The 14,515-nt window shown below is 37.3% G+C and carries 12 protein-coding genes; 4 read left to right on the forward strand and 8 right to left on the reverse strand.

Annotation, left to right across the window (positions count from 1 at the left end; all coding sequences use genetic code 11):
* Positions 1-36 precede the first annotated feature (36 nt).
* Positions 37-1,425 (forward strand): bifunctional UDP-N-acetylglucosamine diphosphorylase/glucosamine-1-phosphate N-acetyltransferase GlmU, encoded by a 1,389-nt coding sequence (glmU, locus tag AC1PU0_RS00565; RefSeq protein ID WP_206836698.1) that lies wholly within the window; start codon positions 37-39, stop codon positions 1,423-1,425.
* Between the two features lie 204 nt (positions 1,426-1,629).
* Positions 1,630-1,860, forward strand: coding sequence for a hypothetical protein (locus AC1PU0_RS00570; protein WP_479998611.1), 231 nt, complete (start codon positions 1,630-1,632; stop codon positions 1,858-1,860).
* Positions 1,861-1,967: 107 nt separating this feature from the next.
* Here AC1PU0_RS00570 and AC1PU0_RS00575 read toward each other — a convergent pair whose 3' ends face one another.
* The 3 genes from AC1PU0_RS00575 to AC1PU0_RS00585 all read right to left on the reverse strand — a co-directional run bounded on the left by AC1PU0_RS00575 (position 1,968) and on the right by AC1PU0_RS00585 (position 7,251).
* Entirely contained in the window at positions 1,968-2,942 is a 975-nt protein-coding gene (locus AC1PU0_RS00575; RefSeq protein ID WP_479998612.1) for an IS3 family transposase, read from the reverse strand.
* Positions 2,849-3,379, reverse strand: coding sequence for a transposase (locus tag AC1PU0_RS00580; protein ID WP_479998613.1), 531 nt, complete (start codon positions 3,377-3,379; stop codon positions 2,849-2,851). Before AC1PU0_RS00580 ends, AC1PU0_RS00575 begins: the two co-directional genes overlap by 94 nt.
* Positions 3,380-3,483: 104 nt before the next feature.
* Positions 3,484-7,251 carry a 5'-nucleotidase C-terminal domain-containing protein gene (locus AC1PU0_RS00585; protein WP_422851648.1) on the reverse strand — a complete coding sequence of 1,256 codons (3,768 nt, stop codon included), beginning with the start codon at positions 7,249-7,251 and terminating at the stop codon, positions 3,484-3,486.
* A 294-nt stretch (positions 7,252-7,545) separates the two neighbouring features.
* Here AC1PU0_RS00585 and AC1PU0_RS00590 point away from each other — a divergent pair, with 294 nt between their 5' ends.
* Positions 7,546-8,517, forward strand: coding sequence for a ribose-phosphate diphosphokinase (locus AC1PU0_RS00590; protein WP_069653264.1), 972 nt, complete (start codon positions 7,546-7,548; stop codon positions 8,515-8,517).
* A 63-nt stretch (positions 8,518-8,580) separates the two neighbouring features.
* On the opposite strand, the gene AC1PU0_RS00595 is transcribed toward AC1PU0_RS00590, so the two are convergent.
* Together AC1PU0_RS00595 and AC1PU0_RS00600 are read right to left on the reverse strand one after the other, a co-directional pair.
* Positions 8,581-9,015 carry a GyrI-like domain-containing protein gene (locus AC1PU0_RS00595; protein WP_479998614.1) on the reverse strand — a complete coding sequence of 145 codons (435 nt, stop codon included), beginning with the start codon at positions 9,013-9,015 and terminating at the stop codon, positions 8,581-8,583.
* Between the two features lie 34 nt (positions 9,016-9,049).
* Entirely contained in the window at positions 9,050-9,385 is a 336-nt protein-coding gene (locus tag AC1PU0_RS00600; protein ID WP_479998615.1) for a MerR family transcriptional regulator, read from the reverse strand.
* A 109-nt stretch (positions 9,386-9,494) separates the two neighbouring features.
* Between AC1PU0_RS00600 and AC1PU0_RS00605 the strand changes: the two genes are divergently transcribed.
* Entirely contained in the window at positions 9,495-10,013 is a 519-nt protein-coding gene (locus AC1PU0_RS00605) for a ClbS/DfsB family four-helix bundle protein (protein ID WP_206849624.1), read from the forward strand.
* Between the two features lie 64 nt (positions 10,014-10,077).
* Here the strand turns inward: AC1PU0_RS00605 and AC1PU0_RS00610 are convergent, their stop codons facing one another.
* From AC1PU0_RS00610 to AC1PU0_RS00620, 3 genes are all read right to left on the reverse strand, one after another.
* Positions 10,078-10,902, reverse strand: coding sequence for a VanW family protein (locus tag AC1PU0_RS00610; RefSeq protein WP_206849623.1), 825 nt, complete (start codon positions 10,900-10,902; stop codon positions 10,078-10,080).
* A gap of 153 nt (positions 10,903-11,055) precedes the next feature.
* A complete protein-coding gene (pgmB, locus tag AC1PU0_RS00615) occupies positions 11,056-11,706 on the reverse strand; it encodes a beta-phosphoglucomutase (RefSeq protein ID WP_206849622.1) in 651 nt (216 codons plus the stop codon).
* Positions 11,707-11,727: 21 nt separating this feature from the next.
* On the reverse strand, positions 11,728-14,436 hold the full coding sequence (locus AC1PU0_RS00620) for a glycoside hydrolase family 65 protein (RefSeq protein WP_206849621.1): 2,709 nt from the start codon (positions 14,434-14,436) through the stop codon (positions 11,728-11,730).
* Positions 14,437-14,515: the final 79 nt, after the last annotated feature.

A 14,515-nucleotide genomic window follows, 5' to 3' on the forward strand; every position in this document is an offset into this window, starting at 1 on the left:
CGATTGAAAATAAAACAAATCTTAGGAGTGAAGCAATTGGAAAACAGATATGTCATCATCCTGGCTGCTGGTAAAGGAACACGCATGAAATCAAAACTTTATAAAGTGTTACATCCTGTCGCTGGAAAACCAATGGTGGAACACATCATGGATCAAGTAGAAAAAACGAATCCAAGTGAAGTTGTGACGATTGTAGGTCATGGTGCTGAGGCAATCAAAAGCCACTTAGGCGAACGTAGCCAATATGCTTTACAAGCAGAACAATTAGGAACAGGGCATGCCGTGTTACAAGCAGAATCACATTTAGCAGGAAAACAAGGTACAACTCTTGTGATTACAGGGGATACACCGCTATTAACTGCTGAAACATTGGCGAATCTGTTTGACTATCACCAAGGGAAAAACGCCAGTGCGACGATTTTGACCGCTCATGCGGAAGATCCAACTGGATACGGTCGTATCATTCGTGATCATGTGGGCATTGTAGAAAAAATCGTCGAGCAAAAAGATGCGTCTGAACAAGAAGCTCGCGTTCAGGAAATCAATACTGGAACGTTTTGTTTTGATAATGAAGCATTATTTAATGCGTTGTCTAAAATCAATACGAACAATGCACAAGGGGAATACTATTTAACGGATATTATTGAGATTCTTAAAAAAGAAGGCAAGACCGTTGCAGCATATCAAATGGCGGACTTTGAAGAAGCGATGGGAATCAATGATCGTGTGGCTTTAGCTGAGGCTAATAAAATCATGCACCGCCGCTTGAATACGATGCATATGAGAAATGGTGTATCATTTGTTGATTCTGATTCAACCTATATTGACGAAGGCGTTGTAATCGGTTCAGATACTGTGATTGAAGCTGGTGTTCATTTAAAAGGGAAGACAGTAATCGGTGAAGATTGTATGATCGGCGCACATTCAGAGATCGTTGATAGTGTGATCGAAGATAACGTAAAAATCACACAATCAGTTGTTGAAGAAAGTATTATTCGCAAAGATGCGGATGTAGGGCCTTTTGCGCATATCCGTCCAAAAGCTGAAATCGGGGAGCGTGTCCATGTCGGTAACTTTGTAGAAATCAAGAATGCGACCGTGGCAGAAGATACCAAAGTGGGGCATCTAACTTATGTTGGTGATGCGGATTTAGGGAAAGATATCAATGTTGGTTGCGGTGTAGTTTTCGTTAATTATGATGGAAAAGACAAACATCGGACAACGGTTGGAGATCATGCGTTTATCGGGTCGGCAACAAACTTGATTGCACCTGTGACTGTTGCAGCGAATTCAGTTATCGCAGCAGGTTCAACAATTACAGAGGATGTGGCAGAGTTTGACTTAGCGATTGCTCGTGCAAGACAAGTGAATAAAGAAGGGTATGGGAAAAACATGCCTTATATGAATAAAAAAAATAAAGAATAAAAAAGAAGGTGAACGCTGATGTTTTGGCGTTCACCTTCTTTTTTTGTCATACGGTAGAGTGTTGTTTTTGAAAGATGTTTCCAACATAAAATAAAAAATGATACATATTTTTATAGTTATCATTCTCTTTTTGTGTCATAATTAAATATAAGTGTGACATTAGGGTGATAATGTATTTTTTATCATGGAAAAGGAGTGAAATGTATGGCATACCATACCTATGAATTCTTAAAAAAACGACGAAATGATCCTAAATGGCGGTCAGCATATATTTCTGCAAGAAATAAAAAAATTATTTCTTTTTTAGTCTTGGGAAATATCATTCTTTGGGGTGCTATTTATTGGCGATATATTGAGCGTAATAACATAGATGTGATGAGTTATCTGAATGAGCTTCAACAAAGAGTTCGGGATCGTTTAAACGAACTTTATTGAGAAGAGAATTAATGGAAAAATAAGAAGAGGTTGGGACAGGAGTTGCTTCTGCGCCCACCGTTTGTTCGGTTACTAAGATGATGTGCGCCCTAAAAGTTGTACGTAGATTAACTTGTCATTCGACTGGTATGAATTCGGTATTGAACCGGACTCATACCAGTCAATTTTGCTTTTATCCGATGATGATTGTAATAATCAATATAATTTGTAACTGCTCGGTTTAATTCCTCAAAGCTAGAAAAACTACGACCATAATACATTTCTTGTTTCATTAGACCAAAGAAATTTTCCATCAATGCATTGTCCAAACAATTTCCTTTTCGTGCCATACTCTGGTATAACTTTGCTTGCTTCAATTGTCTAACATACTGTTGATTTTGGTAATGCCACCCTTGATCGGAATGGATTGTTGTTCGAAAGTTGGTCTTTTTACTTTCTTTAATGGCTGTTTTTAAAGGAATCAATACACAATCCAACGTTGGTTTTTGCTGAAATTGATAGGCTATGATTTCTCCATTAAAACCATCAAGAAAAGGACTGAGATAGGCTTTTCTTTTTAGTTTAATTCCTTCGGAATTTCGTTCAGTATAGTGGAATTCTGAAATATCTGTAAAGATTTTTTGTTTTGGCATCGTGCTAAAAAAGCGACGATTCACCTTGTTCTTTGCCAAGGTTCCCACTAAACCTTTGTAAGATCGATACCTTCTTGAACGACGAGTAAAGCTTATACATACTAAGTTATATTTCTTCATAATTCGTCGGATTTTCTTATGATTGATTTGATAGCCCATATTCACTAAAGCCAGTTTGATTCGACGATAGCCATAATTGCGATCATTCTCTTCAAAAATTGTTTGAATCAATTTCTCTAGGTGAGTCATTTTTTCTTCGCTCATTATCTGTTTTTTCCAGTAATTGAAGGTAGAACGCGGTAGCTTAATCGCTTGTAATACGTGATCTTGACGATACTTTCCAATAAGTTCTATGGCTATTCTGGTTTGAACTCGTCTTTTCGCTTCACCATAATAGTTTGTTGGAAAGTCCGTAGCTTTTTTAAATACTCGACCTCGATTCGCAAACATTCATTCTCACGCTCTAATTCCTTTTCACGAGATAGTTTGCTTGTTTCTTGCTGTTTTTTTGTTGGTTTATTCATCCTTTTTTTGGGTCTCCCTTTTTGATTAGACAGAGCCGTTTGACCACCAGCGATGTATTTCTTTTGCCAACGAGAAATCATCGACCCATTAGGCAGCTTGAATTGTCTTGCTGCTTCACCGAAAGAAGCACCTGTCGTTTCTATAAAGTGTAATACATCTCGCTTAAATTCACTAGTATATTTTGTCAGTGAACGGTGTCTTTTGAGCCCTTCTTTCCCAAAAAATTGATAGGAGTGTTTCCAATTGTAAATTAAGGCATTTGATGGGAGTCCGTATTTTTTAGCCAAGGCTCGTCCTCCCAGAGGGCCTTCTAGGTACTCTTTCACTAGCTTTAATTTGAATTCTACCTCATAATAACTCATAAAAAATAACCTCCAAAAATTGTATTTTTCACGTACAACTTTTGGGGGTCACATCAAGAGCCTGAAACATAACCTTTTTAGTTATGTCCCAGGCTCTTCTTATTTTATCCGATTTTCCGTTTTCGATTATAGTCATACAAACCATAACCAGAAAGACCAATAATTAGTGAACCTAAACTACCATAAGCGACAATTGTTTCACCCATTTTCGGATAGTCCGCTGTTTTTCCTGCAGGTTTGGCTACTTTTACTTCGTCTGGTTTCGTTTTCGTTGGATCTTTTGGATCTGGAGTTGGTACAGGTTCTGGTTTGTTTTTCTTATTGAATTCAGCTTCTGAAATAGAAATGATCCGTTCGCCTGGAAAGGCTTCTTTGTATTGTGCAAGATCGATAGTTGTTGCGGCATTGTATAGACGCAGGTTAGTTCCTTGTTTTAGATGATCGATGAAGATGGTATCTAAAGAAGGGCCTTCTTCACGTTTTCCACCTAACATATCGTAGCCATCGCCGCCTGCAGCTAAGAAATCATTCGTTGCCATATGATAAGTTGCGTTTTCATCAATCGGTGCAAATTTTCCGGTCGTCCGGTCTTGAATCTCAACTTGTAAAACCCGTTCACCAACAATAGTTTTATCTGTACCGTTGCCTTCATCTGCGGGCAGTAGAGAGCCTTTTTTTGTTGAGTCGTAATGGACGCGAATCGTACTTGAAACATGAAGAAAACCGCCATTTGCACCTAGTTTTGGCTGCTTGTAATCGTCTAAAATAATGTCACCATCTGCATCTTTTTGCGCCATTGAACGAAGAGAAAGCTCAAACATTTCTTTGATTTCTGCTCCAGTAACGTCGATTTGAGAGATACTATTACCAAACGGCATGACCGCAATAATGTCTCCTAATGTCACTTTACCTGGTTCAATAGTTGCCCGAATACCACCGCCATTTGTGACAGCGAAATCCGTTTTATTTTTGAAACCATGCTGTCCATAAGTCAACATCGCATCGCCAATCAGATTTCCTAGATTTGTTTCTCTAGTCCGAACATTATCGCGTTCTCCGTTAAATTGATAAGGGTTATTTTCAATCACAACTTCTGATCCCCATGCTTCAAAGTTTGCTCTGGCTTGATCGACTAACGCTTTGACAGCAGGATCTTCTTCTAGATTTGCTAACGTTTGCGCTGGAGTTAATAAAGCTATTTTTTTGCTAATATCTGTCAAGTCAACGTCAACTAAGCCAACGTTGTTTAGATAATTTCCAGTTTGAGTGTACATTACGTTACCAAATTTTTTTCCGCCGTCAACAGCAGTATGTGAATGTCCGTCCAAAACAGTAATAGACAAATCGGGAAATTCTTTGCTTAATGTTTCAGCTAAAGTATCGCCACGCCATTCATGTGGGGTGGTTTCGTCAATTCCTAAATGACCTGTAACGACATAGGCGGTGATTGCTTCTCCTGAATTTTTGATGTCATTGATTGCTTTTTTTGTTTCAGTGATCGGATCTGCAAACGTCACATTTGCTACATTATTTGGATGGGTTTTTGTTGCCGTTTCTGGTGTGGTTACGCCGATAATGGCATATTTTTCGCTACCTTTTTCAACGACTGTAAAGGGTTCAAAAACGAGCTCTCCCTCTTTAAATGTATTATTAGATAGGATTGGGAAGTTTAATTCATCTTTATAGTCCAAAGCAGTGTCCAAGCTAAAATCAAATTCGTGATTTCCCACCGCCATTGCATCATAACCAACTTCATTCATCACTTTGACCATGTCTTTGCCTTTAGAGAAATTAGAAATCGGTAGTCCTTGGAATGCATCCCCTGCATCAATCAAAAGATTAGGATTTATGGCGTTTTTATAGGTTTTCAGACGTGCCATTCCTAAGACGTCTTTTCCATTTCCTTCTAACCGACCATGAACATCATTGGTATGCATGATCGTGATCGATTCTGAATCAGGCTGGTAACCTGCATTTAGTACATCTTGTTTTGTGATTGGCTTGACATTAGGTGTTCGACCGTCAGCAGCAGGCGTTGTATGCAACGTACCATCGTTGACTAATTGGACGGCCAATTTCCGCCAGTTGTTAGTAAAGTGATAGCCAATCACTTCCCAGTTATGCTCGATTTCTTCTGCTGGATCAAGGATTTGTTTGTCGCGAATATAATCCGCAATCAATCCGCGCAGTGTTTCAGGATCGGTGGATTTGATTGGTTCCTCTGTAACAAGCCCTTGTGTTAGTAAGCCTTCGTAACGATAATTATTCATAGCAATCGTATAGTTTGTAGTAGGATCAATGGGTTTTCCTTCGATTGTTGGGTTGATGATGCGTTGTCCACTTGGTTTAGAAATATCGATCTTATAAGAAACACCTGAAAAAATATCGTAGTTATACACACGGATTTTTTCATTAAAACTGATCGTTAAATCGTCTGGTCCTGGTGTATTATAATAATCTGCCTGACTTTCCATATACTTTAGCAGATTTTCTCCAGTAATATGGACACTGATTAGTGTATTTGGGTATTTATAAATATCAAAAATAGTGGAATACGAAATATCTCCTGCATTTAATTTACTGTCTGCTTTAAAGAGTGCAGAGGCAGCAAGCTGTGCCCCAGTTGCTTGTCGTTGCACATTGTTGATTAGAGAAATCATCGCTGTGGGACGAAGTTGAGCTTCAGGAATTCCATTTACTTCCTCAACGGGTAAGAAATCACCAGTCGCTGTTCCGATTTTTTCCGAGATAAATTCTCTTGTTTTGTCATGGTATTCTTTTGTTTCTGCTTTTAAGGCTTCGTCTGCTGGAACAGTCTTAGTATTTACGATAGCAGCATCACTGTTTTTGACGTGCCATTTGGCATCAATTTTTTCGACATCAAGGTCGATTTTAATCATTTCTGTTCCGGTATCTTTAGGACCAGCAACTGGAACAAGTCCATTTGGTCCTTGGATTTTCTCTGCGAAAGAGCGGTGATCATGACCCAAAATATAGGCATCGATACCAGCTACATTATTGATGACTTGATCAGCACTTGCAGAGAGATCAGTATTTTGACGGCCAGCATGTATCGAAGCGATGATAATATCCGCTTGATCTTTCAACTCAGCTACCGCTTTTTCGGCCTCTTCTTTCAATGGATTGAAATAGAGACTATCCACTTTAGCGCCGTCCCACAATGGAATTTGAGGTGTGGTTAGACCAATGATCCCGACAGTTAAATCTAAAGTACCATCGTTGTCTAAATCTATTTCCTTTTTCGTTGTGCCGCCAACAAATCGGTTGTCTGTTTCTTTTACATATGTGTTAGCAGATAGGATTGGAAATTCGGCTTCGGTATCGAGCTTTTTGATCAAGTCCAATCCAAAGTTAAATTCATGGTTTCCCAAAATCATGGCATCATATTTCATGTAATTCATGGCTTTGATCATTGGATTTGGCTGATCGATCAATGGTGTTTTATTGTACAAATCATCTGTTAAAATTGTTCCTTGGTTTATATCGCCGTTATCAATCAGAATTGTACCATAAGGATTTTCTGACCGAATATTTTGTACAACGGAACTAACTTGAGAAAGTCCCACAGGTGTTTGTTTGTCATCTTCATATGACCAATCCCATAGCTGACCGTGAACATCTGAGGTACCTAAAATAGTCAGTCGCTGTGGTGTTTCCATCTTATTAGTTGGAGTGGTGGTATCTTGTTCTTCCGAAGTTGTGCTTGAAACAGTAGAATTTTCTGGTTGTGTTGTTTCTGTCGCTTGTTGTTCGATCGCCAATGCAGTAGTTGCAGTGGTACCTGCAAGTAAAATTGAAACCATCAATACTTGTAACCCAAGTTGTACTTTTTTCAAAACAGACTTTTTCACAAAATTCCTCCTTCTTTGCTGAAAAATGATAATACGCTTTCATTGTTGTATCTATTTAAATAGTAATATATATCTTGTGTATTGTCATTAGAAAATACACCCATTTTTTTAAAAGGAAAGGACAAAATCCACATATTTTGCCAGCTTTTATTTTTTTCCCATGAAGACGAGCTGATTTTTATTAGAAAATCGTATTAATTTAGAGGAATGCCTCAAAATCACTTGATTTATTTTGAAAAAGTGACTACTATTTATAAGGAAACTATTGTTCAGTAAAAGAAAGTGGAGGTCCTCATGTCAAAACATTATTTTGATCCTAGATTGAAAATCTTTTCTCTTAATTCAAATCGTCCATTAGCGGAAAAAATCGCTGCAGCTGTCGGTGTAGAATTAGGAAAATCTTCTGTCACTCAATTCAGTGATGGTGAAATTCAAGTAAATATTGAAGAAAGTATTCGTGGTTCTCACGTTTATATCATCCAATCAACAAGCAGTCCAGTTAATGATAATTTGATGGAATTGTTGATCATGATCGATGCCTTAAAACGTGCTAGTGCAAAAACAATCAACGTTGTAATGCCTTATTATGGTTACGCACGTCAAGATCGTAAAGCGCGTGCTCGTGAACCGATCACAGCGAAACTTGTAGCAAATATGCTTGAAAAAGCAGGAGCAACTAGAATGTTGACATTAGATTTACATGCCGTTCAAATCCAAGGATTCTTCGATATTCCAGTAGATCATTTGATGGGTGCTCCATTGATTGCAGATTACTTTATGGAACATGGCATTCAAGGCGATGACGTTGTTGTTGTGTCTCCTGACCATGGTGGTGTGACACGTGCTCGTAAACTTGCGGAATATTTGAAAGCACCGATTGCGATCATTGACAAACGCCGTCCGAAAGCGAATGTTGCTGAAGTAATGAATATTATTGGACAAGTAGAAGGAAAAATATGTGTCTTGATCGATGACATGATCGATACAGCTGGGACAATTTCATTAGCTGCTAATGCGTTACAAGAAGCTGGTGCAAAAGAAGTGTATGCTTCATGTACACACCCCGTTTTATCAGGACCTGCTTTACAGCGTATTCAAGATTCTGCAATCAAACGTTTAGTGGTAACAGATTCAATCTATCTATCTGATGATCGCAAAATTGATAAAATCGATGAGATCAGTGTGGGTGAATTGATTGGTGATGCGATCAAACGTATCCACGAAAACAAACCTGTTAGTCCATTGTTTGAAACGAAACGTCGTTAAAATAGATAATGAAAAATAGAGACCTGAGCGAAACGAATTTAGTTTTGTTCGGGTCTCTTTAAATTATATGCTAGCTTTTTTTATCGGATAACAAATTTCCGTGATATATAATTCTTCCTGCTCCTCTGTCGCAGGACTAGAATGATAAATGTTAAACACATTCCCAGAGAGAATATACTCGTTTAAACGAAGCCATGTTTTCATATCTTCATGTACTTTGGGCATGCGTTCATAGGTACCGCTAACGACGACAGAAGCAATTAAACCAGGAGCGAATAACGTTGCCTTAGAATAAGTGGATTTGAGTTTCTTTGGAATACCGATCATGACTTCGATATCTATACTATCCGATGGATCATTTTGGAAGACCGCAATCGAGTTGCCTAAGGTTGCTCGATCCTGTAGGTTGATTTTAGCGAATAATGTCTGCCAAAGCTGCTCCTCATGATAATAGGATTCGACTTTTTGGCGATAAGGAAGAACAAGGGTCTCTTTCATCATTCGTACTTCGATAGGGTAATTTATTATTTCGCTATTTGCTGCCTGCACTTTTTTCTTCTAGTAAGCCTAAGTAGGTTAATTGTAGCTTTTTCTCTGCTAGTTCGGTTTCAAGTAATGTTCGCTGTCTTGCTAAATAATCGCTCATGTCGTCTTCATTTTCTAAAAGCGACTTGATTTCTTTTAGTGGAATACCAATAGTTTTGAGTGAAAGAATTTGATTGGCTTGATTGATCTGTTCAGGAGTGTAATAACGGTAACCGTTCTCTTTTTGGATAGTCTTTGGTTTCAATACATTTAATTTGTCATAATACCGCAACATGCGTGGACTTATGTTTGTTAGTTCCGAAAATTCGCTGATTTTAAACATTTTTATGCTCCTTAGGTAGTGGAGAGTCGATTGTTATTAGTATACTTGACTTTGACAGTATGACAAGGTTTAAACTAAGGTTAAATGATGAATGGAAAGGAGTAATACCATGAGAACATATGAAAATAAACAAGAATTGATCAATGAAATCAAGACAAGGTACGAGAAGTACGAGGCGGAATTTGACCAAGTACCCGAAGACTTAAAAAATGAACGAATTGAACAAGTAGATAAAACACCTTCTGAAAACTTATCTTATCAGCTTGGTTGGGTGAATTTAATTCTTCAGTGGGAACGTGAGGAGCAGGCAGGGAAAATAGTTCAAACTCCTGCGCCAGGATATAAATGGAATCATTTAGGCGATTTATATCAGTCGTTTTATGAAAAGTATGGTGTATATAGTATTGCTGAACAACGAGAGAGGTTAAACAATTCAATGACGGAGTTATGCCAATGGCTTCAAACGCTCTCTGATGAGGAACTCTTTGAATCAGGACAAAGAAATTGGGCGACAACTAAAGCGATGTGGCCTGTCTATAAATGGGTTCATATCAATACAGTGGCTCCCTTTACAAATTTTCGCACAAAGATACGCAAATGGAAGAAATTAGCTAAGCTAAACGAGTAAAATTGACTAGGATAGAAGTGGAGGACACTTTTATCCTAGTCAATTTTATAAATAGTTCATGTATTTAATAAGTTTCTCTAATGTCTAAATGAGTTGTGTCATATAACACACGGGCATGATTTTCTTTGATTAATGTCTTTTCTAATAAATTACCTGTTCTTTTATCGATGCATTTTCTAAAAATTTGTCCATTACGGAATACTTGTCCGTTTTCTCTTGAGAAGTATTCATTTTCTGCACGAATATGATAGCTGTTTTTTTGTTCATTATCTGAACGAAGTTCGCCATTAAGATGTGTTTCACTTACAGAGATGATCAATTGATAGGTATTTTGTGTATTATTTTTAAAACGATAATCCAAATAATTATAAACAATCGATGTTCCCGTACCAAAAGGGATTTTACGTCCATAGTCTGGGAAAAGATCTAAGCCGTCATGATGGTGATGCTCAGTGATTTCCAACGGCGAATGAAGAATGATCCAATGAATCAAGTTCGTAAATTGGCAGAGACCGCCACCAATTCCAGGACGAACAGCATCGTTAAAAATCGTTACCCCATTTTTATACCCTTTACTTACGGAACATTTACCAACTAAATGCCAAAAAGAAAAAGATTCATTAGGTTTTATCAAAATGTTTGATACTTTAGGTGCAGCTAACCGTAGATTAGTAGCTTTATTTTCTTGTAAGGTGAGATCTGTATTACCTAATTTTCTGTGTATTAAAGAAGCATGCTTGTAAACGGATACAGGCAAAAGCGTATCTGATTTAGTTTGGGCAAGCTTTTCTGGCTGAATAAAATCTTGTATGTTTCTCTGCAAAATATTTTTTTTAACTGATATTTCGTAAGTTAGTGGTGATAGTTCGCTAAACAATTTTCTTTTCATCATTTATAACCCCAATCCATTTTGTAATCTTATTGTAACACAAAAGACTTTTTTAGAAACGTAAATGTAATAATTAAAGATTTTTAAGAGTAGTGTTTTGTTAATGAAAAAAGAGCCAACCAGTATGAATGGTCAACTCTTTTTCTCAATCCTTTAAACGGTTAATAACTTTTCAACAGATAATTCAGTCATAGAAGCTACTTGCAAATCAGCTCCAGCTAAGTTTTCTGTCTCAGAAATTCCGACAGCATACATTCCTGCAGCTTTAATTCCTTCAATTCCTGCTTGAGCATCTTCGAAGCCTATTGCATCTTTCGACTCGATCTTGATACTTTCAGCTGCTTTTACAAAGATTTCTGGGTCAGGTTTTCCTTTTTTCAGCGTTTCTGGGTCAACGATATGCCCAAAGAAATCAAGAACCCCCAATTTTTCTAAAATCATCGGTGCATTTTTTGAAGCCGAAGCGATTGCGCAAGGAATGTTACGCTCTTTTGCTTGGACTAAAAAGTTGTGGACTCCAGGTAATAAGTCTTTTTCAGAAAGATCCGCTAATAGTTTAACATATTCTTCATTTTTCTTTTGGGCCAAAGCTTCCTTTTCTTCGGTAGTAAAATCATTTTCCTTGTGGCCATAAGCTAAGATTTTCTCTAATGAATCCATGCGGCTGATACCTTTTAATGTCTCATTGAAGGTTTCATTAATCGTTATTCCTAACTCTGCAGCTAAATTTTTCCAAGCAATATAATGGAATTTAGCTGTATCGGTAATCACGCCATCTAAATCAAAAACAAAGCCTTTTTTCATGTGTATTCTCCTATCTGATAATTAGTAGTTAATCATTGTGACTTTATCGGCCCTCAATTGATGTGGTTGATTTTGGACAATTACCGTTGTATCTTGTGATGGACAAACGTGGACAGTATTGTTTGTAATAAACAGATTATAATGAATTCCTTTGTGATCAATATTAAAGGCCATCTCAGTCCAATTTTTCGGTAGATTTGGTTGAATCGTCAGGCGGTTCTTTTTGATATCGATTCCAGCATAAGTCGTCAAAGTAACATAAATTGTTGCAGCCATCACGCCTGTATGGATGCCTTCAGCGGTCGTTCCACCTTGAATATCTTGATAATCTGAGTACAAGGCTTCTTGATACAGTTTCCAAGATAAATCGTGAAAGGCGACTTGTTCTGCTAATTGTGCATGAACGATTCGTGATAAAGTTGAACCATGTGATGTGCGATTTAAATAGTACAACAGATTTTTCTCAAGATAATCTGCAGGTAAATCGTAGTCAAGTTCCTCTAAAATTTCGTCGATTTTTTCTTTATTTAAATTGTAGAATAACATTAAAGTATCTGCTTGTTTTGACACTTTATAGTCATCAGGTGACTGACCTTCTGCTTTTAAAATACGATCCATTCGATAAATATTACCGTATTTCTCTTTTGCTTTTTCCCAATCGATTTCTTTTAAATCAAAATAGCCTTCATATTGGGCGATAATCCCATCTTCATTGACTTCAATGGATAGACGTTTACGAATAGCTTCCATTTCTTTCAGATTTTCTGATGTTACGCCAGTTTTATTGAATAATTCTGCTTGTTCTTGCGTATCTAATAGTGAAAGGATCGTTTCTAACTCTTCAAATAGCCAAACCACCATCAAATTGGTGTAAGCGTTGTTTTTTAAACCGCTCTCGGGACTATCGGGATATGCTTCATGAAATTCATCAGGTCCCATGACTTTATCGATATAATATCGATTAGTCGTGTCATCAAACGTCGTGGCACTACGCCAAAAATTGGCGATCTCTACTAACATTTCTGCCCCATATTCTTTGATGAATCGATCGTCTCTTGAATTGTTCCAGTACATCCAGACATTGTACGCAATCGCTAATGAGACATGACGCTGAAGAATACTATGGTCTTCACCCCATTCGCCGTTCAATGGATTCAAGTGCAGTTTTTGTGTATCTTCGCTACCATCAAGACCTGATTGCCAAGGATACATCGCACCAGCGTAGTTGCTTTCGCAAGCATTTTCCTTCGCTTTTCCTAATCGATTGTAGCGATACATCAACAGTTGTTTCGCTGTTTCAGGGAAATGCAGAATGTAAAATGGCAAGATAAAAATCTCGTCCCAGAAAATATGACCGCGATAGGCTTCACCATGTAAGCCACGGGCAGTTACAGAAACGTCTAAATCATTATTATTAAATGGAGAAGCAGATACTAATAAATGATACGTATGAATTCTCAATAATTTTTGAGACATTAGGTCGCCAGTGATTTGAACATCTGATTTTTTCCATAATGTTTCCCATGCTTGTTTGCTCTCATTGAATTCAGAGTCAAAAGAAGCTGCTGGAAGTAAGGTAGTTTGCCAATTTTCTTCTGCTATAGAAGCTTTGACTTGGACTTGTTTTTCGAAAGTATATGTTTTATGTTGCTCAGCATAGAAGGTGATTTCTTGTTCAATACGTTCTTCGCCGATAGAATTTTTGATTGCATCAGCATCAAAAAAATCACCCGTGATGGTTGCCATTTGTTGGACATTTATTTTCGATTGATTCGTTTGGACTTCAATCATTGAGGTGTTTTTTTCTGCCAGTAATTGTGTTATATGGAAATGCTTAGCGGTTAGATTACGATAGCGCTCAACATTAAAATTGTAGACAGAACCGTCAGTTGTAGTTTTGACTGTAATGTTTTTAGAAAAGTTTAGTGGTTTGATTGAATATTTAATGCTGTAATTATTCTTTTTAGCCATGTTGACTATTTTTTGGGCTGTTATTTTTACTTGATGTTGGTGGGAATCTTCAAGAATCATATGAGAAGAGAATAAACCCGTTTTTAAGTCTAAATTTCGGTGCAAATAATGAAGCGAGGCTTTTTCAAGAGTTAGCCATTCATCGGTTCCGTCTACTTTTATGCGAATAAATTGATTGTTGGGTGTATTGACGAAGTCTTCATTTTCAACGATTTGCCCCGCAACTTCTGATTTTTCCTCGTTATAAAGTCCTGCAATATAAGTCGCAGGATAATGTTCTTTTGAAAGGGTCATTTCAGGAATTGTGCCACGTAAGCCCATAAACCCATTACCAATCGTCAATAATGACTCAACTGAATACTCTTCTTTACCAGGGGTATAGCCGAAGTAATCTAAATTCCAAGTTAAGTATTCTGATTTTTCCTTGAATGCTGCAGCTAAATCTTTGGCTGTGTCTAGTTCAGAAACGGTAAGAATCGGTAAATTCAGTAATTCTGAAAAATGTTTAATAATATTTTCTATCCCTACATTCAAAGCTGCTATTTGTGTGTGTTGGCTATAAAATTCAGGCGCTACGTCATTGAAAACAGCACCTGTAACGCTCGGAAATTGTTCTTTGATCTGTGTCGCTAATATTTCCGCTGTTTTAGGGAACTTAAAATCACTAAAAGGAATTGTATACTCTGAGAGTTGATTGTCTTGTTTTTTTTCTTGGATATGTAAGCTGTTTTGCGTAAGTGTAAGGAAAAGAAAGTTCATTATGAAGGACTCCTAACTAAGATTTATTTAAACTTGTATAGACATGTTGTTGTTTTCGTTTTCATTATAGTATGAATCT

The sequence above is a fragment of the Enterococcus sp. XAF26B05_ASV22 genome (genome assembly GCF_056727285.1).

Excerpts from the sequence above, each read along its gene's own strand:
- AC1PU0_RS00570 (WP_479998611.1), top strand. The coding sequence starts at position 1,630 with ATGGCATACCATACCTATGAATTCTTAAAAAAACGACGAAATGATCCT.
- AC1PU0_RS00575 (WP_479998612.1), bottom strand. The coding sequence starts at position 2,942 with ATGTTTGCGAATCGAGGTCGAGTATTTAAAAAAGCTACGGACTTTCCA.
- AC1PU0_RS00580 (WP_479998613.1), bottom strand. The coding sequence starts at position 3,379 with ATGAGTTATTATGAGGTAGAATTCAAATTAAAGCTAGTGAAAGAGTAC.
- AC1PU0_RS00590 (WP_069653264.1), top strand. The coding sequence starts at position 7,546 with ATGTCAAAACATTATTTTGATCCTAGATTGAAAATCTTTTCTCTTAAT.
- AC1PU0_RS00595 (WP_479998614.1), bottom strand. The coding sequence starts at position 9,015 with ATGAAAGAGACCCTTGTTCTTCCTTATCGCCAAAAAGTCGAATCCTAT.
- AC1PU0_RS00600 (WP_479998615.1), bottom strand. The coding sequence starts at position 9,385 with ATGTTTAAAATCAGCGAATTTTCGGAACTAACAAACATAAGTCCACGC.
- AC1PU0_RS00605 (WP_206849624.1), top strand. The coding sequence starts at position 9,495 with ATGAGAACATATGAAAATAAACAAGAATTGATCAATGAAATCAAGACA.
- AC1PU0_RS00610 (WP_206849623.1), bottom strand. The coding sequence starts at position 10,902 with ATGAAAAGAAAATTGTTTAGCGAACTATCACCACTAACTTACGAAATA.
- pgmB (WP_206849622.1), bottom strand. The coding sequence starts at position 11,706 with ATGAAAAAAGGCTTTGTTTTTGATTTAGATGGCGTGATTACCGATACA.
- AC1PU0_RS00620 (WP_206849621.1), bottom strand. The coding sequence starts at position 14,436 with ATGAACTTTCTTTTCCTTACACTTACGCAAAACAGCTTACATATCCAA.